21 protein-coding genes are annotated in these 19567 nt (G+C 64.9%); 8 read left to right on the top strand and 13 right to left on the bottom strand.

Annotated features, from left to right (window positions below; translation table 11 throughout):
• Positions 1-21: 21 nt before the first annotated feature.
• From CIK77_RS05105 to CIK77_RS05095, 4 genes are all read right to left on the bottom strand, one after another.
• The gene (locus CIK77_RS05105) at positions 22-762 is read right to left on the bottom strand and encodes a siderophore-interacting protein (RefSeq protein ID WP_159456921.1); all 741 of its coding nucleotides are present in this window, start codon (positions 760-762) and stop codon (positions 22-24) included.
• Positions 762-932, bottom strand: coding sequence for a hypothetical protein (locus tag CIK77_RS17605; protein WP_159456922.1), 171 nt, complete (start codon positions 930-932; stop codon positions 762-764). The genes CIK77_RS05105 and CIK77_RS17605 overlap by 1 nt, the downstream gene beginning before the upstream one ends.
• Positions 929-1642: a helix-turn-helix domain-containing protein gene (locus tag CIK77_RS05100; protein ID WP_087053546.1), complete on the bottom strand. Its 714-nt coding sequence runs from the start codon at positions 1640-1642 to the stop codon at positions 929-931. Before CIK77_RS05100 ends, CIK77_RS17605 begins: the two co-directional genes overlap by 4 nt.
• A gap of 116 nt (positions 1643-1758) precedes the next feature.
• Positions 1759-2463, bottom strand: a complete 705-nt coding sequence (locus CIK77_RS05095; protein ID WP_087053547.1) for a TetR/AcrR family transcriptional regulator — start codon at positions 2461-2463, stop codon at positions 1759-1761.
• 104 nt (positions 2464-2567) lie between these two features.
• On the opposite strand from CIK77_RS05095, the gene CIK77_RS05090 reads away from it, so the two are divergent.
• From CIK77_RS05090 to CIK77_RS05080, 3 genes are read left to right on the top strand one after another with little or no spacing between them, the layout of a single operon-like run.
• Positions 2568-6188, top strand: a complete 3621-nt coding sequence (locus tag CIK77_RS05090) for an ABC transporter ATP-binding protein (RefSeq protein ID WP_087053548.1) — start codon at positions 2568-2570, stop codon at positions 6186-6188.
• Positions 6185-6982 (top strand): MFS transporter, encoded by a 798-nt coding sequence (locus CIK77_RS05085; RefSeq protein ID WP_087053549.1) that lies wholly within the window; start codon positions 6185-6187, stop codon positions 6980-6982. The genes CIK77_RS05090 and CIK77_RS05085 overlap by 4 nt, the downstream gene beginning before the upstream one ends.
• On the top strand, positions 6931-7485 hold the full coding sequence (locus CIK77_RS05080) for an MFS transporter (RefSeq protein ID WP_170934009.1): 555 nt from the start codon (positions 6931-6933) through the stop codon (positions 7483-7485). Before CIK77_RS05085 ends, CIK77_RS05080 begins: the two co-directional genes overlap by 52 nt.
• Before the next feature lie 266 nt (positions 7486-7751).
• Here the strand turns inward: CIK77_RS05080 and CIK77_RS05075 are convergent, their stop codons facing one another.
• On the bottom strand, positions 7752-8699 hold the full coding sequence (locus CIK77_RS05075; protein ID WP_249268443.1) for a DNA methyltransferase: 948 nt from the start codon (positions 8697-8699) through the stop codon (positions 7752-7754).
• A gap of 523 nt (positions 8700-9222) precedes the next feature.
• Here CIK77_RS05075 and CIK77_RS05070 point away from each other — a divergent pair.
• The 3 genes from CIK77_RS05070 (at position 9223) to CIK77_RS05060 (ending at position 12151) form a co-directional block, all read left to right on the top strand.
• Positions 9223-10341, top strand: a complete 1119-nt coding sequence (locus CIK77_RS05070) for a tyrosine-type recombinase/integrase (RefSeq protein WP_087053551.1) — start codon at positions 9223-9225, stop codon at positions 10339-10341.
• Entirely contained in the window at positions 10338-10676 is a 339-nt protein-coding gene (locus CIK77_RS05065; protein WP_170934010.1) for a helix-turn-helix domain-containing protein, read from the top strand. The genes CIK77_RS05070 and CIK77_RS05065 overlap by 4 nt, the downstream gene beginning before the upstream one ends.
• A 440-nt stretch (positions 10677-11116) precedes the next feature.
• Complete coding sequence (locus CIK77_RS05060; protein WP_087053552.1) at positions 11117-12151, top strand: hypothetical protein; 1035 nt, start codon at positions 11117-11119, stop codon at positions 12149-12151.
• A gap of 156 nt (positions 12152-12307) precedes the next feature.
• On the opposite strand, the gene CIK77_RS17510 is transcribed toward CIK77_RS05060, so the two are convergent.
• Both CIK77_RS17510 and CIK77_RS18315 read right to left on the bottom strand, forming a co-directional pair.
• Positions 12308-12865 carry a hypothetical protein gene (locus CIK77_RS17510; RefSeq protein WP_096157926.1) on the bottom strand — a complete coding sequence of 186 codons (558 nt, stop codon included), beginning with the start codon at positions 12863-12865 and terminating at the stop codon, positions 12308-12310.
• Between the two features lie 138 nt (positions 12866-13003).
• Positions 13004-13300 (bottom strand): helix-turn-helix domain-containing protein, encoded by a 297-nt coding sequence (locus CIK77_RS18315; RefSeq protein ID WP_164513767.1) that lies wholly within the window; start codon positions 13298-13300, stop codon positions 13004-13006.
• Between CIK77_RS18315 and istB the strand changes: the two genes are divergently transcribed.
• A complete protein-coding gene (gene istB / locus CIK77_RS05050; protein WP_087053554.1) occupies positions 13299-14078 on the top strand; it encodes an IS21-like element helper ATPase IstB in 780 nt (259 codons plus the stop codon). The two genes, CIK77_RS18315 and istB, sit on opposite strands and share 2 nt — an antisense overlap.
• Before the next feature lie 6 nt (positions 14079-14084).
• Positions 14085-14474, top strand: coding sequence for an AraC family transcriptional regulator (locus CIK77_RS18310; RefSeq protein ID WP_101584957.1), 390 nt, complete (start codon positions 14085-14087; stop codon positions 14472-14474).
• 150 nt (positions 14475-14624) lie between these two features.
• Here CIK77_RS18310 and CIK77_RS05040 read toward each other — a convergent pair whose 3' ends face one another.
• The 6 genes from CIK77_RS05040 to CIK77_RS05015 form a co-directional block, all read right to left on the bottom strand.
• Positions 14625-15230: a LysE family translocator gene (locus tag CIK77_RS05040; protein WP_087053555.1), complete on the bottom strand. Its 606-nt coding sequence runs from the start codon at positions 15228-15230 to the stop codon at positions 14625-14627.
• A gap of 84 nt (positions 15231-15314) precedes the next feature.
• Positions 15315-16130: an AraC family transcriptional regulator gene (locus CIK77_RS05035; protein WP_087053556.1), complete on the bottom strand. Its 816-nt coding sequence runs from the start codon at positions 16128-16130 to the stop codon at positions 15315-15317.
• A gap of 3 nt (positions 16131-16133) precedes the next feature.
• Entirely contained in the window at positions 16134-16496 is a 363-nt protein-coding gene (locus CIK77_RS18305) for a DNA alkylation repair protein (protein WP_212647419.1), read from the bottom strand.
• A 387-nt stretch (positions 16497-16883) separates the two neighbouring features.
• On the bottom strand, positions 16884-17384 hold the full coding sequence (locus CIK77_RS05025; RefSeq protein WP_164513769.1) for a MarR family winged helix-turn-helix transcriptional regulator: 501 nt from the start codon (positions 17382-17384) through the stop codon (positions 16884-16886).
• Positions 17385-17460: 76 nt separating this feature from the next.
• The gene (locus CIK77_RS05020) at positions 17461-17805 is read right to left on the bottom strand and encodes a helix-turn-helix domain-containing protein (protein ID WP_087053558.1); all 345 of its coding nucleotides are present in this window, start codon (positions 17803-17805) and stop codon (positions 17461-17463) included.
• Between the two features lie 81 nt (positions 17806-17886).
• Entirely contained in the window at positions 17887-19188 is a 1302-nt protein-coding gene (locus CIK77_RS05015; protein WP_087053559.1) for an ISL3 family transposase, read from the bottom strand.
• Positions 19189-19567 lie beyond the last annotated feature (379 nt).

Here is a 19567-nt window from a genome sequence, read left to right as displayed (position 1 = left end):
TGGACGAGTGGAGAGTCGGGGTCAGCCGGTGGCTTTGCCGTGGATCCAGTAGAACTGGGTGAACTGCGAGGACCGGTCCAGCTGGAGGTGGTCGCGGAACACCGAACGGACATGTTTGATCAGGGTCTTCTCTCCCGCCGCCCACGCGTACAGGCCCGGCCGGGCGTGCTCGGAACCCGTCAGATGCGCCGCGAGCGCGGCACCGCGCGTCGCCTCTGGCCCCACCCAGGTCCAGGTCACGTTCTCTCGCGCTGCACAGGGCAGGCCGGCGAGGTCGTCGTGATCGTCTTCGATCGCCACTGATACGGGCAGGTGGGTGGGGATGGCGTCGATCCAGGTGTTGATCGCGGGCAGGGCGGTGGTGTCGCCGGCGAGGATGACCTCGGTTGCTTTCTCGGGCAGGCTGATTCTGGCTGGGGTCAGTGCGACGTCGAGCCTCTGGCCGATGGCGGCGTTCTTTGCCCAGTCTCCGGCGGGGCCGGGTTGTTCGTGCAGGATGAAGTCGAGAGCGAACGTGCCCTCGTCTGGCCGGATGTCGACGAAGGTGTATCCGCGCTGGCTGAGGTGCCCCTCGCCTTTCGCAGGGTGCGGCACCCACAGGCGTAGCCAGAGCGTGGGGAACACCTCCAGCTGGTTGACGAGGTCTGGCGCGGTGAAGGTGATGCGCCGGTAGCACGGGGTGTAGTCGTGGATCACGGTGACGGTGACCGCGTGGTTGGGAATGCGCATCAGGCGCATCACGCCGCGCTGCCAGTTGGCCATCAGTGTGATTCCTGTCCGTGTGGTGTGGCGGTGGGTTCGAGGCGCCATCCGGCAGCGCGGCTGTGTTCGGCCCAGAAGCCGGTATAGCGGGCCGCCGGCAGCCAGGTTGGTTCCGCGTTGAACGATGCGGCCGTGCTCGTGTGCGCCGGAGACTGCTCAACGGTCGTCATGGCGTTTCCTCCTGTCGGGGTGCGAGTTCCTGTGCGATGCCCGCGAGGACGACGCCCAGTTTCCGTTCGAACCACTCGACCGGTTCCACCCGGATCGCCCGCACCATCTCCGCCCGCACCTCGTGCCGCCCTTCCGGTCCCGGTGACACAGGGGCTGTGCGCCATCCGTGTTCCACTCCGCCTCGAGCGGCCGTCTCACCTGGCTCGCGAATGGTGTCGAGCGCCTCGACACCGCGACGGTTGTCCGCCGCGAGGTCGAAGACGAGGTCGACGGCGAGCACGGCATCCGCGGCGATGAACCCCCGCTCCACGAGCGCTCCGCCTATCCGGTCGGCGAGTCCCACTATCGATGGCGGGATCACTCCACGCGAGATCGCGAACACCGCACCGGGATGCTTTTCCCACGCCCGCCAGGACGCCACCGCCCATCGCCGCAGCAATGAGTCCCACCGGCCCGTAAGATCCGGCCAGGCGAAACCAGACACCGCCTCTTCCAACCCGAGACGCACCAGCTCGTCACGATTGGCCGCGTGCCGATACACCGTCGCCTGCCCGACACCCAGCCGGTCCGCCACCGCAGCGAACGTCACCTCCCGGAAACCGACCGTCACGACCGCGCCGCCGATGGCCGCCGCATCGATCGTGGGTGGACGCCCCGGCCGACGCGCGCGACCTGCCGCACGGACACCGCTTTCTGAGGTAAGGCTCACCTCACCAGATTATGAGAGTGGACTACCGAAATCAAGGGACGGCGTCATCGACACCGAAGGACGGGGTCGACAGCTGGGCTACCCGGGTGCTTGCGGCACATGGCGCAGCGCCTGGTTCATTCGAGCAGGTGCTCGATGGTGGCGATTCGCATGGCGATGGTCTCGGCGAACATCTCATCGCTGGTGCGGGGGTCAAGGTCGGACGCTTCTCGTGACCGTGGTGCAACGACGTCGGGGAGGGAGTCCAGCCAGGCTTCGGGCACTGGTTGGCTCATCATCCGGCGCAGTTCGTCGTCGCCGCGGTCGTAGCGGTAGTCGATCAGCAGCGTGAAGGCGAACACGTCGAAGAGGAACCCGCTGCGTATCACGAGCGCCTGGGGCAGTGTCAACCCGAGGTCGACCAAGAACTGTAGGAGGCGTTCGGCAAGGATCACCCGGTGCGGGTCGACCGACGTGGCACTGACGGTCTCGTCCAGTGAGATCAGGGTGGCGCGCGGGTAGGCCCGGTAGGCCTGGCGGGCTTTGTCGTAGGCATCGCGGAGCGCGTCGCGCCAATCCGGATGGTCGAAGGCCGGCATGGGCGTGTGCTGCAGCATGCGCGCGGCGGCGAGATCGATCACTTCCTGCCGGTCTGCGACATGGTTGTAGAGCGCTCTCGGGGTCACGTCGAGCTGGCGAGCGAGTCTGTGCATGGAGAGCGCGGCGAAGCCTTCTGCACCTGCGATCGCGAGCGCGGTCTCGACGATGAGGTCGCGACTCAGGACGATGTCACCCTGACGGGGGCGCCCTCTCCCCCGGTCGCTACGGCGCTCAGTGGACACACCACGATCTTAGCTTGGCGAGAACAGTAAATACATGGCTATTTATTTTCGCGCTTGCTGCTTCTAGCCTCACTTAGGTGACCCTTACTCGAGCTAATGCCCTGATGTCTGGAGCTGGCGAGGCAGGTGCCCGGCCCGGTGCGGAACCCACCACCCTCGGTGCGATCGTGGCCGGGCACCGTTTCGGTCTCGTGGGCTCTGCCGTGCTCGCCGTCGTCGGTACCGGGTGCTCGCTGGCGCCGTATCTCGCGGTGTATGCGGTGACGGTGGCGCTATTCGCTGGGCCGTCTGCGGATACCGCAGCGGTTGGCTGGATCGCGTGGTGGACGGCGGTCGCGCTGGTCGTGCGGGCGATCGCGAACGGGCTGTCCACCCACGTCGGGCATGTCGCCGCGTACCGGATCCTCGGCGACCTGCGGCGTGCCATCGCTGCGAAACTGCAGGTGCTGCCGCTCGGGCGGGTGCAGGCGAGATCGACGGGTGAGCTGAAGAAGGTGCTGCACGACGACGTCGAGCAGCTCGAAGAGGCGCTCGCGCATGGCGTTCCCGACGGCGCCGCCGCAGCGGCGGTACCTGTGGCGACGACGATCGCATTGTTCGTCGTCGACTGGAGGCTCGCGCTGGTGGCACTCGCCTCGCTCGTGCTGCTCGTCGTCGTTTCGGCGATCGGTATGAGGCTCGCGCAGCGCAACAATGCCGCTCTCGCCGAGCACTCGACCACGCTCAGCCGGGCTGTCATGGGGTATCTGCAGGGCATCAAGGTCATCCGCGGGTACCTACGGCCGGACACCGGCTACGACCAGGCGCGCACGGCCGTCATCGAGGCCGCACGTCTGCAGACGGCGGCGACAGCCGGGCCGGTGCGGTGGCTGGTGGCGGCGATGACCGTGGCCACGGGGCTCACGGTCGCGCTGCTCATCCCCGTCGCAGGCCTGCGCTTCGCTTCGGGCGAGCTGGATCTGCCGACGCTCGTGCTGTTCCTGCTGCTGGCGCTCGGGTATCTCACGCCCGTCATGGGCCTCGTCGGCACACTGGCGACGATCCTCGTCAGGATCCAACTGGCGGCGGGGACGATCACCGAGATCCTCGCCGAGGACCCGCTGCCCGCACCGGCCGAGCCCGTCGTCCCCGAGCGTTTCGACGTCGAGTTCGACGACGTGCGATTCGCCTACCGCGAGGACGCACTGGTGCTCGACGGCATCAGCCTGATCGCACGGGAAAGGGAAACACTCGCGCTCGTCGGCCGGACCGGTAGCGGTAAATCGACGCTCGCCAGGCTCGTGGCAAGGTTCTCCGACGTCGATTCCGGTGCGGTGCGCATCGGCGGGGTCGATGTGCGGCAGATCCCCACCGAGTCGCTCGCGGGGCTCGTGGCGTTCATCCAGCAGGACGAGTATGTCTTGGCCGCGTCGCTGCTGGAGAACATCCGCATCGCCAGACCGGCCGCGACCGAGGCCGAGGTGGTCGCCGCCGCGGAACGCGCCCAGCTCGGCGACGTCGCGGCCGCACTACCCGAGGGGTGGGCCACCGAACTGCCCGCCGGCGGCGGGGTGCTTTCCGGCGGCGAACGGCAGCGCATCGCGATCGCCCGGGCCATCCTCAAGGACGCGCGCATCCTCGTACTCGACGAGATCACCGCATCGCTGGACGCCACCACCGAACGCAACACACTCGACGCTCTCGATGAAGTCATAGCGGGACGTACCGTGATCGCGATCGTCCACCGGCTCTCCACTATCCAGCACAGCGCCCAGATCGCCTATCTCGACCAGGGTGTGGTCGCTGTGACCGGCGACCACGAGGGGTTGCTCGAGACGTGTACCCCGTATCGGGAGCTCTGGCACTCCTACCGGGACGCCGAGGGCTGGCGGCTCGAGGCATCGACCGCACCGGTACCCGCGCCGGCACCCGCTACGAATGTCGCTGAGAACCTCCCGGACAGCGCCGCGGACGAGTGGGGGCAGGCTGCGCGTTCCGTCGTGCGAGCGCACATCGGCGGGCTCGGCTTCGCCAGGCAGTGGCGGGCCCTGTACGGGCGGAGCTGGCAGACGCTGTGGCGCCGCGGGTTCGTGCGACTCGTCGCGGAATCGCTCGTGCGCGGGGCGCCGCTCATCGCGGTCTTCGTGATCGTCATGGCCGCCATCGGCGAGGGCTGGGCCGGCGGCCTCGATGCGTCACTGGTCTGGACCGTCACGGCGCTGCTTGCCGGCATGCTGGTGTTGCGTCTGCTCGCCTCCGTCTGGTCCAACGCGCTGGTGTGGCGGTTGTCGGCCCGCTCCAAGGCCGATCTGCAGCTGTCGGTGCTCGAACGTCTCCGGCGGGTTCCGCTGGGGTTCTTCGGTCGCGTCGACAACGGCAGGATCGCCACGCTCGTCGGCAACGACACGGCGATGATCGACTTCCAGAACGTCCCGCAGCAGATCGTCGGCGGGCTCGTGCAGCCCGTCTACGCGATGATCATCCTGCTCGTCATCGACTGGCGGCTCGCCCTCGCGGCGCTCATCGGCCTGCCGTTGTTCTGGCTGCTGACGGTGTGGAGCGATCGCATTCACCACCGGGCCTTCGCCGACCTCTACGCCGCGAGGCAGGAGGCCACCGTCGCACTGCTCGACCAGGCCCGCGGCGCCGCTGTGCTGCGTGGGAACCCTGGGTCGGCGATGGCATCCCGCTATGACACCGCGATCTCGCGACTCTCCGAGGCGAGCACGGCCATGTCGGTACGGGCCACGCCCGCGACGGCGCTCGGCTCGATCGCGGTCGAGTCCGGGCAAGTGGTGCTCATCGTCGTCGGGGCAGGTCTGTACGCCACTGGGGCGGTGCCTGCCGTCACCCTGCTGGCCTTCCTGTTCCTGTCGCTGACGATCTACCAGCCCATCCAAGAACTCATGATGCTCGCCGGCTACCGGCGCAACCAGCAGCAGATCGCCGCCAAGATCGGCGAGATCTGGGACGCACCCGTGCTCAGTGAACCCGAACGACCCATCGAACCTGCCGACGGGTCGGTCGAGTTCCGTGACGTCTCCTTCACATACGACGGCGCATCGCAACCGGTCCTCACCGGTGTATCGTTCCGAGCCGAGCCTGGGCAGATCACCGCACTCGTCGGACCGTCGGGCTCGGGCAAGTCGACCATCGCCCACCTGGCCGCACGACTGTGGGACGTCCCATCGGGGCACGTGCTGCTCGGCGGCGTACCGGTCACCGAACTCGGCAGCGACCGCGTCATGGCACAGGTGGCGGTCGTGCACCAGGACGTCTACCTCTTCGACGACACCGTGCGCCACAACCTCGCACTCGGACACCCGCACGCCACCGACGACGAGCTGTGGGCCGCGCTCGAGGCCGCGCAGTGCGACGACGTCGTCCGGGCGCTGCCCCACGGCCTCGACACCGTGCTGCACGACGGCGGCACCGACCTGTCCGGCGGACAACGCCAACGGCTCGCGATCGCCCGAGCCCTGCTGAAGGACGCGCCGGTGCTCATCCTCGACGAGGCCGTCGCCGCAGTCGACCCCGGCACCGAAGACCGCATCCAGCGAGCACTGTCCTCGCTCGTGGCCGGCCGCACCGTGCTCGTCATCGCGCACCGCCTGACCACCATCGCCGCCGCCGACCGCATCGTCGTCGTCGAACACGGCCGCATCGCCGGCATCGGCACCAACACCGAACTGCTGGGCGACTGCCCGGCCTACGCGGATCTCGCCGCCCAGCAAGGAGCATCATGACCACCAGCCGCCCCCCGCTTCCCGGTGGCCAGTCCCGTCGCGGGAGGCTCGCACTCGTCGCCGCGCTCTACTGCACCCAGAACCTGAGCCTGGGCTTCTTCACCTACGCGTTCCTGACCATCGCGCAGGCCCGTGGCGTGCCACTCGCGCTCATCGGGGCCGCAGCGGGCATCGCAACACTACTCACGCTCAAGTTCCTGTGGGCGCCGGTCGTCGACCGGTTCGGGTCACGACGGCTCGGACACTATCGCGGCTGGCTCCTGCTCACGCAGTCGCTGCTCGCCATAGGATGCGCCTCGCTCGCCCTGTTCGACCCGGCCACCCAGTTCACGACCCTGCTCGTGCTCTTCGCGGTGATCTTCGTCGTCGCCGCCACCCAAGACGTCGCCGCCGACGCCGCCGCGACGAGACTCCTCCGGCCAGACGAGCGCGGCCTGGGCAACGGCTTCCAATCGGCGGGATCGTCAGTGGCACAGGTCGTCGGCGGTGGCGTCGTGCTCGTCGTCTACCAGGCGGCGGGATGGCAGATCGCCGCGCTCTGCCTCGCCGCATGCACGCTCGTCGCGCTCCCCTTCGTGCTCCGCTGGCGCGAGGAGGCCGATGAACGCGACGTACCCGCCCCCCGCATCACGCTGCGGGCGATCGCCCGGTTCTTCGGCGACCGGCGCGTGCGATGGTGGAGCCTCGCACTCATCCCCGCATACAGCGCGGGGTTCACCGTCGCTACAACCTCGTACGCCCCATGCTCGTCACCGACGGCTGGGACGAGGCCACGATCGGCCTGTACGTCGTGATCGGCGGCAGCCTCACCGGCGTCGCAGCCGGCATCCTCGCCGGCGCATACATCGCCCGGATCGGCAGACGACCCGCCCTACTGTGGCTGGGCGGACTACAGGTGCTCGCCACCTTCGGCACCCTGCCGATCGCACTCGGTGCGATCTGGCCATGGCTCGTGCTGCTGGTCGTGGCACTGTCGAACGCCGCATTCGCCGCCGCCTTCGCGATCATCTACACGATCTCGATGGACCTCACCCGCCCCGAAAGCGCCGGCACCGACTTCACCCTCTTCACCACCATCACGTCACTCCTCATGGTCATCTCCGGCGGCTCCGGCCTCGCACTCGCGGGCACCTTCGGATTCGTCCCAGTCATACTCGGCGCCGGAGTGCTGTCCGCACTCGGACTCACGGTGGTCGTATGGAACATCGGCCGCGTACTCGACGACGACATCCAGAACACTCATCACGCCACACCGTCGACTGGCAGCCGAGAACCTCGTGCCACCCGTCAACGCTGACGCCGGTGGCGACGAGCACGACCGTATCAGGACATCGGTACCAGTCACCGATCCTGTGGCGCTGACCTGCCGACGCTGCGCGGTGCGGAGTCCCAAAGGAAGCGGCATCAGACCGAGGGCGCTTCGGTCGATGCCACCGCCAAACAACGCCACGGAACACTCACACTCTCAGCAAGAGGCCGGCGGACTCGACGTTATGCCTCCGTGGCGGACAGCCCTGATATACCCCAAACCGCTGCTGGCGGTCCCCGGTAGGCACTCAACGGTCACGCTCGAGAAGACCTGTCCAGACGGGAGCGGACCAGAGGCACGTACGCTGCATCCTTCTCTACCGCGACCACACAAAACCCCGCTCCAGCTGCGGCCTCCACCGTGGTGCCGGATCCGGCAAATGGCTCCAGCACCATGCCACGCGGTGGGGTGACGAGCGTGACCAGCCAGCGCATCAGCGCCAGTGGTTTTACCGTTGAGTGCGACACCCCGAATGCCCGAGGACGCTCAGCGGCGGAGGGCTTTCGGTCGAAGCGGAAGATCGGGAACTTCCTCGATAGCGACTCGCTTTGCCATGTCCCCGTCAACACATCCAACGCATCCGCTTGACTGGCATCGAATGCGACGTTCGTCGGCCACCGGCCGTCAGCGAACCCGGCGCCGTCGATGTTGAGCCCGCCGACACCGTGACTGAGGACGTTTCGGACGACGCTTCCTTCGGGTGGTTTGCGGGCGATGATGATCGGCTCGAACGCAGGCCGCAATGCCGTGCCCCACCCTTCCCACCGTGTCGCGTCCTCGGTGACCGGTGTGCCTTTCGACAGTACCGTGCGCGTTGCGCCGAGCACCCCGTCGTGATCCGTGGCCTGCACGACCCGGTCGGCGCGCTGCATGCCGTGGTGCTTGTCGATCGTGTGCGAGAGGTCCAAGCTCTTGGGCATCCCGGTTGTGTGCAGCCATGCGATCTGGTCGCGGATCTCGAACCCTGCATTCTCGATCCCGCGCACCATGCGATGCCAGGTGCGTGCACCACCGAATGCTGCAACATACGCGCCCGGCTTGAGTGCGTGCAATGCTCCTGCAGCCCAGGCCGTGCACCAGGTCTCGAATACCTCCGGCGCACTCATCCCAGTCATGTCGATGTGCGGGAGGGACTCGCGGAACCCGGAAGCGTCGTCCCAGGCTTGCCCGTTGAAGCTCAGCCCATACGGCGGGTCGGTCACCAGGGCGTCGATGCTGGCCTCGGGCAGGAGCGGGAGAAGCTCAACGGTGTCACCGAGGTAGAGCGTCGCCCGCTCATCGGCGAAGACGGGCGCGGGAATTTCGGCCAGGCGCGGGGCGGGCGACGGTGTGGGGTCAGGCATGGCGGGGGCTCCTTGCTGTTCGGGGCCTGTCCGCCTTCGTGTGCGACGAACAGTGTCACCCAGCAGGTACGGGCCATACCGACGGAACCGAGCCCACACAGCCCCAGCGTCGACGCCAGGCGAGAGTCAGTCCCAGCGGGCCGAGTCCGAGCTCCCCGAGGTGCCTGCGCTTCGCTGATTTCCAGTGCCTGATTTCTCCCTCACACGATCGGCAATCAACGGTTGAGCGGGATTTATTGCATCAGAAGTCACATCCCAGACCAGTGTTGACCGCGACGTTGTCGATCGACTCGATCGACAACCCTTGCGCCGATTGCACCTCTTCGGTTTTTTTACCGTAAAAGTCACATCGTGAGATTTAGGTAACGACCGGGGGTGGTGCATGGTCGGCGAGTTCCCTGGTTCAGCGCGGCTGATGCTGGTACCCGGGGTGGCGCATCTGAACGAGCGAGCGGCCGTGTTCGAGGCAATGGTCGCAGGCTGGACCCGGCAGCAGCTCTCGCGTCAGCTCGGCCAATCGACCTTGCGGGATCGTGAGCGGCTCATCCGGCGCTTTCAGGACTTCACCGAGCAGTATCCGTGGGAGTGGACACCGGGCGATATGGAGGACTTTACGGTGTCGCTGACGTGCGGCGCGGATCGACTCGCCGTATCGACGATTCGCGGCTACCACCTCACGTTGCGCATGTTCTGCGACTACGTCACCGATGCACGCTACGAATGGCCCGTACAATGTCAGGATCGCTTCGGCACATTCCCGGTGCAGGTGTGCAATGAATGGAACACGGTCGCGCACCTGAACGAGTACGAGGGCAGACCGCAACGTCGCCCTCTGACGTATCGGGAGTTGCAGGATCTCTTCGACTGGCTCGATACACGGATCGAGCAGATCGTGCGCCTCGGCCGGAAAGGGTCGCTTGCCGCGTGGCGCGACGCGACGATGATCAAGACGACCTATGGGTTCGGGCTCAGGCGCAACGAGCTCGTGCGCCTGGACTTGCCCGATCTGCGTCCGAACCCGCACATGCGAGCTTGGGGCACCTATGGGTCGATCCATGTGCGGTTCGGGAAAGCGATGAAAGGCTCATTGCCGAGGCGCCGCACGGTTCTCGCTGTTCCCGAGTTCGATTGGGCCGTCAATGGTCTGCGGCAATGGGTCGAAGAGGGGCTGCCCCTGTTCGAGGCGGGCAACCAGGCCGCACTCTGGCTGACCGAGCGGCGCAGCCGGGTCAGTGTCCGCCACGTCGATGAACTCTTCGCCGACACACGCAGCGAGATCGGCCTTGAAGAGCACTTGACCCTGCATTGCCTGCGGCACTCGTATGTGACCCATCTGATCGAGTTCGGCTACCCGGAGCACTTCGTCACCGAACAGGTCGGGCACCGTTGGGGGTCGACGACCGCGATTTACACCTCGGTGTCCAACGACTTCAAGAACAAGACCCTGCAGGCCGCTCTTGCCAGGGTCTACCGAACCGAAGAGGAGGCGAGCCCATCATGAGGACGATCCAGATGCAGTGGAATCTGCGGCAGGTCATGGCCGACCGTGGCATGTTCCAGACCAGCGAACTGATGCCGCTATTGGAAGAACGCGGCATTCACCTGACCCGAGAGCACGTCTACCGGCTCGTGACGAAGACCCCGCAGCGCCTGAACACCGAGGTACTCGTCGCGCTCTGCGACGCATTGGGCTGCACCCCGAACGATCTCATCGTGCCGGTCGTCGCCGAGCAGCGGGCGGCCCGCACCGGCACGCACAACGAGGGCGGCCCGAAGATCGGATCCATCCGTCCGATCCGGGCGGTGATCCGCAGGCCCGACGGCGTCGACGAGTGAATGCACGCCGGGCACCGGTCTGCATCCGATGCGAGCGACTGACCGGATCATTCGAGTTACCAGAGGGAAAGATCTGTCAGAACTGCTGTCGCTACCTCGCTTATCACCCCGCCCGCTGCCCAGGCTGCAGCCAGTTTCGCCCCTTGCCCTACCTCTCAGTGACCGCACCTGCACAGTTGATTTGTGCCGACTGCGCGGGGAAGCCGCCCGTGTTCGTCTGTGAGAAGTGTGGTCGTCAAGATCAGCCCTATGGGGTTCGTCGTTGCGCTTCCTGCGTTCTGAGCGAACGCCTCCATGTGCTGCTGCTTGATCCCCGCACCGGAGAGATCCACGAACGTCTTCGGCCAGTCTTCGACGCGCTCGTGGGGTCGCATCGGCCGCAGAACGCGATTACCTGGTTGCAACGACCGCCCGGTCACGGCCCTACCCTTCTCCGTCAGATGGCCTCTGGCGAAGTGAACATCTCCCACGACACCTTCGCCCGACGGCCGATGGATCGCGCACACAACTACCTGCGCGATCTCCTTGTCGCGCTTGAGGTCCTCGAACCCTACGAACCACTGATCGAGCGCATTGGGCCTTGGCTTATCGACCGTGTCGCGGGCATCAGCGCGATGCACCGACAGACCATCGACCAGTTCGCACGCTGGGTTATTCTCCGTCGATTGCGCACAGCCGCCGACCAGGGCAGGCTCACCAAAGCGATGGCCGAGGGCGCGCGGCAACGCCTGAACCGCTCGATCGACCTGTTGGCATGGCTCGAGCACAAACAGACGACGATCCTTGAGGTTACTCAGCACCGACTCGAGCTCTACCTCTCCACCCAAGTGATGTCAATGTCGATGATGCTGCACCCGTTCATCACTTGGATAAACCGCACTGGGATCAACAACCGTATCTCCGTGAAGAACCCGAACCCCAGCCAAGCGCATGTCACGATGGGAGATGCCGACCGCTGGCGTCATATCGGCACCCTCCTGCGCGACGACTCGATCCGGCTTTACACCCGCATCATCGGCCTCTTCATCCTGCTCTTCGCGCAGCCCCTCACCCGAGCCTACGACCTCCGCACCGAGCAAGTAACCGCGCCACAACGAGGCCCTGTGCTCGTCACATTCCGCGAAACCCCGGTCGAGATGCCCGAACCCTTGGGCATGCTCATCCGACAACAGCTCACACACCGAGTCAACGCCTCCTACGCTTCTCTCGACAACGGCTGGCTCTTCCCAGGCGGAATCCCCGGCCGTCCGATAGCCACCGAGAACATCCGAGGCCAGCTTGTCGAACTCGGCATCCCACCCCACCAAGCCCGGCATGCAGCCATGTTTGGCCTCTCAGCTGAGGTGCCGCACATGATCCTCGCCCAAACACTCGGAATCTCTCAGACCGCCGCACGAGCATGGGCAGGCCTCGCGGCTCGAGACTGGGGCGGCTATATCCGCGAGAGAAACGACAGAGGCAAACTCAGTCCTTAGGCTTGGACGGAGGTGTCGGCCTCGGCTTCGCGGCCTCGGTCAGTTCCGTGAAGGCTTCCTCGACGTCGGGCCGCGGTGTTGGATTCTTGTCGTCAGCCATTTTTCTTCTCCACAGAATCGTCACCGTGAGTCAGTGTCTCAAAGGCTTCTTCGACGTCAGGGCGTTCCGGGGGCGGAGGGGGTGTGGACGGGGTTGGTCTGGCCATTGGTTGGGTCTCCTCTCAGGACAGATGCATTGATACCAGCGACAAGCAGCGCAGTCACTACGCCACTTACCAAGAGCACGAACGCCGACTTGGTTGCCTTTGCGCGTTTCTCATTCTTCGAGTTTCGTTTCTCGATTTCGCGTACCTTCACTTCGAGGATGTAGTCCTCCATCGCTTCCATACGCTCAGAAGCATTAACCCATCGAGTGACAAGGAATCGGCCGGAAGGCGAGTCAATCGTCGACGGCCAGAGCGAGACCGCCGCGGCAATGATCGTTGCGACAGTGAGCGCGAACGGCACTAACCCGAGGTACCACGATCGGGCATCGACTAAGCCTGTGAAGGTTGCCCCCGCAAGCACTCCGGCGGCGACAACGACAAACGAGGACTTCGTGTCGATTGACCGAGTGCGTTCGATCGCTGCGTTACGGAGCGTGTCGAGTTCAGAACTCAGAAGTCGAATTCGCTGAAGGCGCTCGCGTGACGCCAACCGCTCTTTTCGGCCCACGATGCTCCTTCGGCTCGCTGTATTCAACCAGCATATCGAGCGAGTCTTTAGAGACGTGAGAGCAGAACGAATCCCGCCATGAATAGTGCTGACCCGCCACTAACACCCTTGTCGGGTCGTCGATCCTCGAACAGGCCCTCATGGAACTGGCTGTAGCGGAGTTGCAGACTTGGCAGCATATCTCCGGCATGAGCTTGCGTAGATGCGTGGAGCTACTCCGTACCGCTGCTTGAAAGATCGCGGCGCGACCGCCGCATCGCGCCAACCCACGGCCGCACCGATCTCGCCTACCGTGAGGCTGGTGGTCGCGAGAAGTTCAGCCATCCGGTCGGCGCGGAGTTGACGAAGGAATGCCGCCGGTGATCGACCTGCCCACGGCCACCGGGCGGTCGCTGGCGGAGCACGCCCCCACCACCGCAGGGAGGGTGTCCTCATGAGCCCCGCCACTGCTCCGGTATTGGCGGCGGACCTGACCGCCGGGCTACGCCGGCTGACACTGGCCGCGATGCGCCAACTCGCCCCTGAGTTGCTCATCACCGCCAAGACCCAGCGGTGGAGCCCCGAGGAGGTGCTGCGAGCCCTGGTGGAGGCTGAGGTCGCCGCCCGCGATGCCTCCAACGAGCGAGCCCGGCGCAAGGCCGCCGCCTTCCCGGTGCTCCAGACGATCGAGGAGTTCGACCTGGGCGCCTCGGCGATCCCGGCACCGACGTGGGCCTACCTGAGCAGCCTGGAGTGGGTGGGGGCCAAGGAGAACTTAGCGCTGATCGGACCGGCCGGCACAGGTAAGTCCCACACCCTCATCGCCCTGGGGCACGCGGCCGTGGTCGCCGGGCACCGGGTGCGCTACGTCACCGCCGCTGACCTGGTCGATACCCTCTACCGACACCTGGCCGACAACACCGTTGGCAAGGCCATCGAGACGCTGCTACGCAACGACCTGGTGCTGGTCGATGAGATCGGATTCGCCCCGTTGGACGACACCGGGGCCCAGTTGCTCTTCCGGTTCGTGGCCGCCGCTTACGAACGCCGCTCCCTGGGCATCGCCTCCCACCACTCCTTCGAAGACTGGGGACGGTTCTTGCCCGAACACACCACCGCCGTGTCCATGCTCGACCGGCTACTGCACCACGCCACCACCGTGGTCACCAGCGGCCAGTCCTACCTCATGCGACAAGCCCGAGCCCGACAAGGAGGTGAACACCTACCCCACTGATCAACCATGACAGAGGGTGGGGACTTCTACTTGGCCAAAACTGGGGACCTGGAACTGGCCCTTGACAGTCTGCGCGTTATGCCTTCGCAGTTCGATTCTCGGCTGATTCATGCTCTCTCAGCGGAGGTATTCGACGGGGCGGGTCGGATGAGCGGTCAAGCCACAGAACGTTGTGAGTACACCGTATATCCTGGAGTCTCGCCAAGCCGCGAGATTGTCGCCGCGATTTCCTTATTGAACGCAACCCTAGACCGTGGATGGCAGATTGCTGATCTGGCCAGTGCTGCGGCGTTGTCAAGCTCTCAGTTGACGCGTTTGTTTCGTACCCAGATCGGCGTCTCAGCGGCGGCGTTGCTTCGCCAGCTTCGCGCAGGTTCTCGCAACCACAAGACTTGAGGTTGCAGAGGCTGTGGCGGCGGCGGGATGGACTGATCCTGCAGTTGCGTCGCGGGCATTCGACCAGCGAAATGGAGTAGCTCGCTGAGTTTTTGCGGCCTTTTACCGCAGTGGAAGCACGAACTTACCTCGGCTTGGCGAATCGTTGCGTTATTGCACGACAGCCACGATCAGGGCAATGCCGAAAAGGATGAGGAAGCCTCCAGCTATCTTCGTGAGCCAGGGCACGACGCGTGCCAACCGGGCGAGGGCTCTGCGGGATCCGAGGGCGACCGCAATGATGACATCCCAGACGAGCACAATGGTGAACATCCAGGTCCCGTATGCAACGAGTGTGAGTGGTGCTGCCCCAGCGAGCGCAGTGGCGAGGCTGAGATAGAAGAGCGCGTTCTTGGGGTTGAGCAGGCCAGAAGCGATCCCGAGACCGAAGTTCTTCACCCAAGTGGCCTGCTCGATAGTCATGTCGTCATCGTGACTGAGCCGGGGCGTTGATCTCATAAACGCGATTCCGATGAACACCAGAAAGGCACCGCCAGCCAGTTGAATCACGACGAGCACGGTCGGGTGCGAGATGATCGAGATCCCTGAGAATGCTGCCGCGATGAAGATCCCGTTCGCGGCGGCGATGCCCAGGCACGCGCCGGTGGCGTTTCGCCAACCGCTGGTCATTGCGGTGCGGGCGATGAGAAAGAAATCTACCCCGGGAATGAGCAGCGCCAGAAAGTGTGCGAGAGCCACTGCGGCAAACTGCTCCATACTTCCCCTCCGATCTTGACGGTGAACTCGTCAAGTCTCGGCGACGGTGAGGGGTGGTGTCTTGTACGTTCGTGCGGCTGCGGCTTACGTTGCGGAACGGTATTGGCCCGGTGGGGCGGCGACGTGGGCACGAAACACGCGGTGAAAATGGCTCTGGTCGGTGAAGCCCAGAGTGTGGGCGGTATCGGCGAGAGCATGCCCGTCACGGAGCATGTGCCGCGCTTCGATAATGCGGGCGTTTTGTCTCCACGCCAACGGTGCCAACCCGGTAGCGCGTTTCACCGAGCGGATCAGCTGGTGCCGCGACATCCCAACCAGAGCCGCCAGGTTGTCGAGGCTCGGGTTGGATTCGTCATATCGTAGGCGCTCCATCACCGGGTGTAGACGCTCACGAAGGTCGGGGTCAGCGTCGCTGGTCACCACATGGTCCGGTGCTGCAGCTGAGAGGTCACGCAACAGCATACGAAAATCAGTTTCGAGACGTTCTCGGCTCTCGTCCTCGAAGATGCGGCTGTTCCATGCGCTGAGCCTCGCGTGCAGGTTCGGGTGGCGCAGGACGGTGATGCTAGAAAATAGTGCCTGTGCAGATCCGTCGGGCGCGAGGTCTGTTGCCCAGCCCTGATCCATGTGGATCATTTGATAGACCCACCGACCACCATAAGGGTTGCACTGATGCACCTGGTCGGCTGCGATGACAATCACATCACCCGGGCGCAGGTGTACGCTGCCGCCGAGCGGGCCAGCGAACACCGAGGTACCCGAATCGATGAGCCCGATCGAGAACGTGTCATGCGTGTGTGGGCGGTAGCAGGAATTCTCCTGAGAGGAGCGTCTCGCCTCGACGTGTGGGATCGTCGTGCTGCGCGCGAACTCCGTCTCCAGTACTTCCTCGGTTTGCATCGCTCAGTCTCGTATCGACCTGAGGCCGCGGGACACGATGCGCGTGGTTTCGGGGGTGGGGCTTTCTTGAAGCCACCGATCAGCGAACTGCCCGACCCATTCGGGCTGGGTTTTCGAGGCATCATTGATCCAGTTCGCGACAGAGTCTTGCACATAGCGTGACGTGTCACTGCGTAAGGGTTCGAGGATCTGTAACCCCAGCTCAGGGTCGTGTGTGAGGGCGGCGATATGTTTGGCCCACACTCCTCGCGGGCATAGCGCTTCGCTCGTGAACCGGCGGATGCGTTCTGAATCTGTACCTGTCCAAACAGAAAGCACCGTGATGCTCTCGATGAGGTGCGCTGTGAGCGTGGGCCTGGCCGTCATCCACGCCCATTCCCGAACCGCGAAATGCTGATCATCGGCTGCTGGCCGTAACACTGGCAGCAAGGTTTCGGCGGTTTGGAAGATCGGGCCAGCAGCAACCGCGAAACATGCCCACCCACGCACCGTGTCTGAGCGGTGCGTAGCTCAGCGATCCGGGTCTGCAGTACCAAGATGATTGTGCAGTGCCTCGCCGATGGGTTGCATCCTCGCCAAAATTCCCTGGCTTTGCGTCGCACGTGCAGCGTCATGCAAACGTTCAGGAGCGTCAGGGAGCACATTGCGCAGCAACACCCCTGATCGATCGCTAATGCTTCGGTGGGCGTGCTCGTTGCAATACTCCCAGCCTGTAACTGCTGCAACCGTTCGGGCACAAACCCTGCAACCGTTCTAGGACGACTCATGACCCCCCTTCGTTGGTGCTCCTGATCTCAGGTTGTGCCGTAGCTGTTCCAGACTCGAGATAATGTCTTGCGGCGTCGCAACCTTGTCCGCGATCTGGCGCAACCACTCCTTGTATACGGGTACGAGTTCTTTCACAACAGCGACCCCAGCCTCCGTGAGCTTGATGTTGTGCGAACGGCGGTCTCCTGGCGCGGCCATGCGCACGACAAAGTCACTTTTGACCAGCCCTTCAAGAAGACCAGTGACCGTTGCGCGAGTCACCCCAAGCCGCTCGGCGATCCACCCGGGACTCGCGTCATCACGCTCGCTGACCGCGAGCAACACTGCGAACCTTCCCTCGGAAAGCCCATGCCGCGCCAGCAGGTGGGCGCATGCGTCATCGATGCGCCGCGCCGCAGACAGCACCGCCATCACGACTTGAGCAGACTCATCGTGATCAACGTGAGCCAGCAAAAAGTCGTGTTTGACGACCACACCCTTATTCATTAAGTGCCATACTATCAGGCAGCTAACTAGCCCTCTTTGTGCGGAAAAGGACATCCCAAGCTTTGCTGGCATCGGTTCACGAAGTCTGATCGCTCAGCGTGAGGAGTGTGTTCTTCTCGCCACGATGGAAGCGCGCGTAGATGCTCGGCGAGACCCCGTACCGCTGCTTAAACGACCGGGAGGCAAGCGTACTGGCACCCCAGCCTGCGCGTGCCGCAGCCTCGCTCACCGAAAGGTCCGTCGTGGCAAGAAGCTCAGCCTGCCGATCCGCCCGAAGCTGACGAAGAAAAGTCCCGGGAGCGACACCCACATGCGAGCGGAAAAGCCGGGTCAACTGTGACGATGACAGGGCAATCTCCCGAGCGAGTTCATCGACGCGCCAGGGGTGATTCAGATTTGCCTGTAGCAGGGCGACTGCCATGGTCACTTCTCGTCTTGGGAACGCCCCGATACGATCGGTGCTGCCTGAGGCAACGCCGGTCAGTTTTCCGGCTCTTCGAAATCAAGGGTGTAGGTGAGGTCTGAAGCCTCCGGCCTCGAGCAGCGATCTCGCGATGTAGTGGGTGAGGTTTCGGAACCCGAGTGCGGAGCCGCGGAGGTGCTCGAGGCGGCCGTTGATGGCCTCGGTGGGGCCGTTGCTGGTGCCGGGCCGGTCGAAGAACGCGAGCACGTCGGCGGCGCGCTGCTTCAACGTCCGCCCGAGTCGGCGGACCTCGGCGAGAACGGCGGGGACGCCGCTGCTGACGGCGTCGATCACTGCGCACATCATCTCCTTGGCCTTGTTCTTGTCGGGTTCGCGGTAGGCCGCGACGATGCGCTGGTAGATGCCCCACGTCGCTTCGACCTCGACATGCTCCTCGGCGGCGAACACCGCTTCCAGGCGGGCGGTCTGCTTTTCGGTGAGGAAGCTCGCGCCGGTGTGGAGGGTGCGGCGGACACCGTAGAGCGGGTCGCCGGCGTGACCCCGGTGGCCGAGGGTGTCCTGCTGGACGCGCTGCCGGGTCCGGTCCAGGGCGTCGCCGGCGAGGCGGACGACGTGGAACGGGTCCATCACCGGGACAGCGTCGGGGAGTTCCTCGGCCGCGGCAGTCTTGAACCCGGAGAACCCGTCCATCGCGACCACCTCGATCGCCTTCGACCAGTCCGCGGGCCGGGCGGCGAGCCACTGCTTGAACACCTGCTTCGAGCGGCCCTCGACCATGTCCAGCAGCCGTGCCGGGCCGGTCTTCTCGCGGGCCGGGGTGAGGTCGATGATCACGGTCACGTACTTGTCGCCGAACCTGGTGTGTCGCCAGACATGCTCGTCGACACCGATCGTGCTCACCCCGTCGAACCTGGCCGGGTCGTCGATGAGCCGCCGCTTGCCCTCGGCGAGGATTGCGGTGTTCGCGGTGTGCCACGACACCCCGAGGCCGGCCGCGGCGCGGGAGACGGTGAGGTGGTCGACCACGATCGCAGTGAGTGCCCACCCGATTCCGCCGCGGGAGATCTTCGCCCGCGGCGCCGCCGCCTTCGACGTGTCCTGCCGCCAAGTCCGTCGGCAGTGCACGCATCGGTAGCGGCGGACCCGGACCAGCAGCGTCGTGGGCCGGTGACCGAACGGCTCGTGCGCGAGCGGCCGGGACACGGTGTCCCGCGCCACGCCCTCCGCACCGCACTTCCGGCACCACGGGTCGTCCTCGATGACGCGGCACTCCAGCACCGCCCGGTCAGGTTCGAGCCGCTGGCCGACGACTTCGAGGCCGAGCTCGTCGAGGCGGCAGAACGTGGTGAGGTCAGGGTTCGCGAACGTAGGGTGGTGCACGTCGAGGTCTTCCGGCGAATGAGCAGTGTGAGAACTTCCATCCTGGAAGACCTCGACGCCTATCCACGAACCCGCCGCCGACCCTCGACTACACCCTCAACTGCGAAGAGCCAGTTTTCCTACCGCATCGAACACCTCCGAGGCTCCTGCGAGCACGGTAAAGTCGCTCGTAGTAGTCTCAGGTTTGTGTGCGAGGCGGAGCAGGCTGGGAGTGAGTTCAAGCAACGCTCCCGGCGAGAGTCGCAACGTTCCGAGCTCAGAATTCTTGTGGAGAGCACGGTGCAGATGGTGTACCAGAGGGTGTGCTGCAGACAGCCACCGCACCTGATCGGCTAGTAATCCGGGATGAATGTAGAAAGTCACTGTTCGCATATGTTCT

Source organism: Microbacterium sp. JB110, assembly GCF_003335195.1.
Taxonomy (GTDB): domain Bacteria; phylum Actinomycetota; class Actinomycetes; order Actinomycetales; family Microbacteriaceae; genus Microbacterium.
The sequence above is the reverse complement of the archived record's forward strand: the minus strand, read 5'-3'. Positions and strand labels throughout refer to the sequence as shown.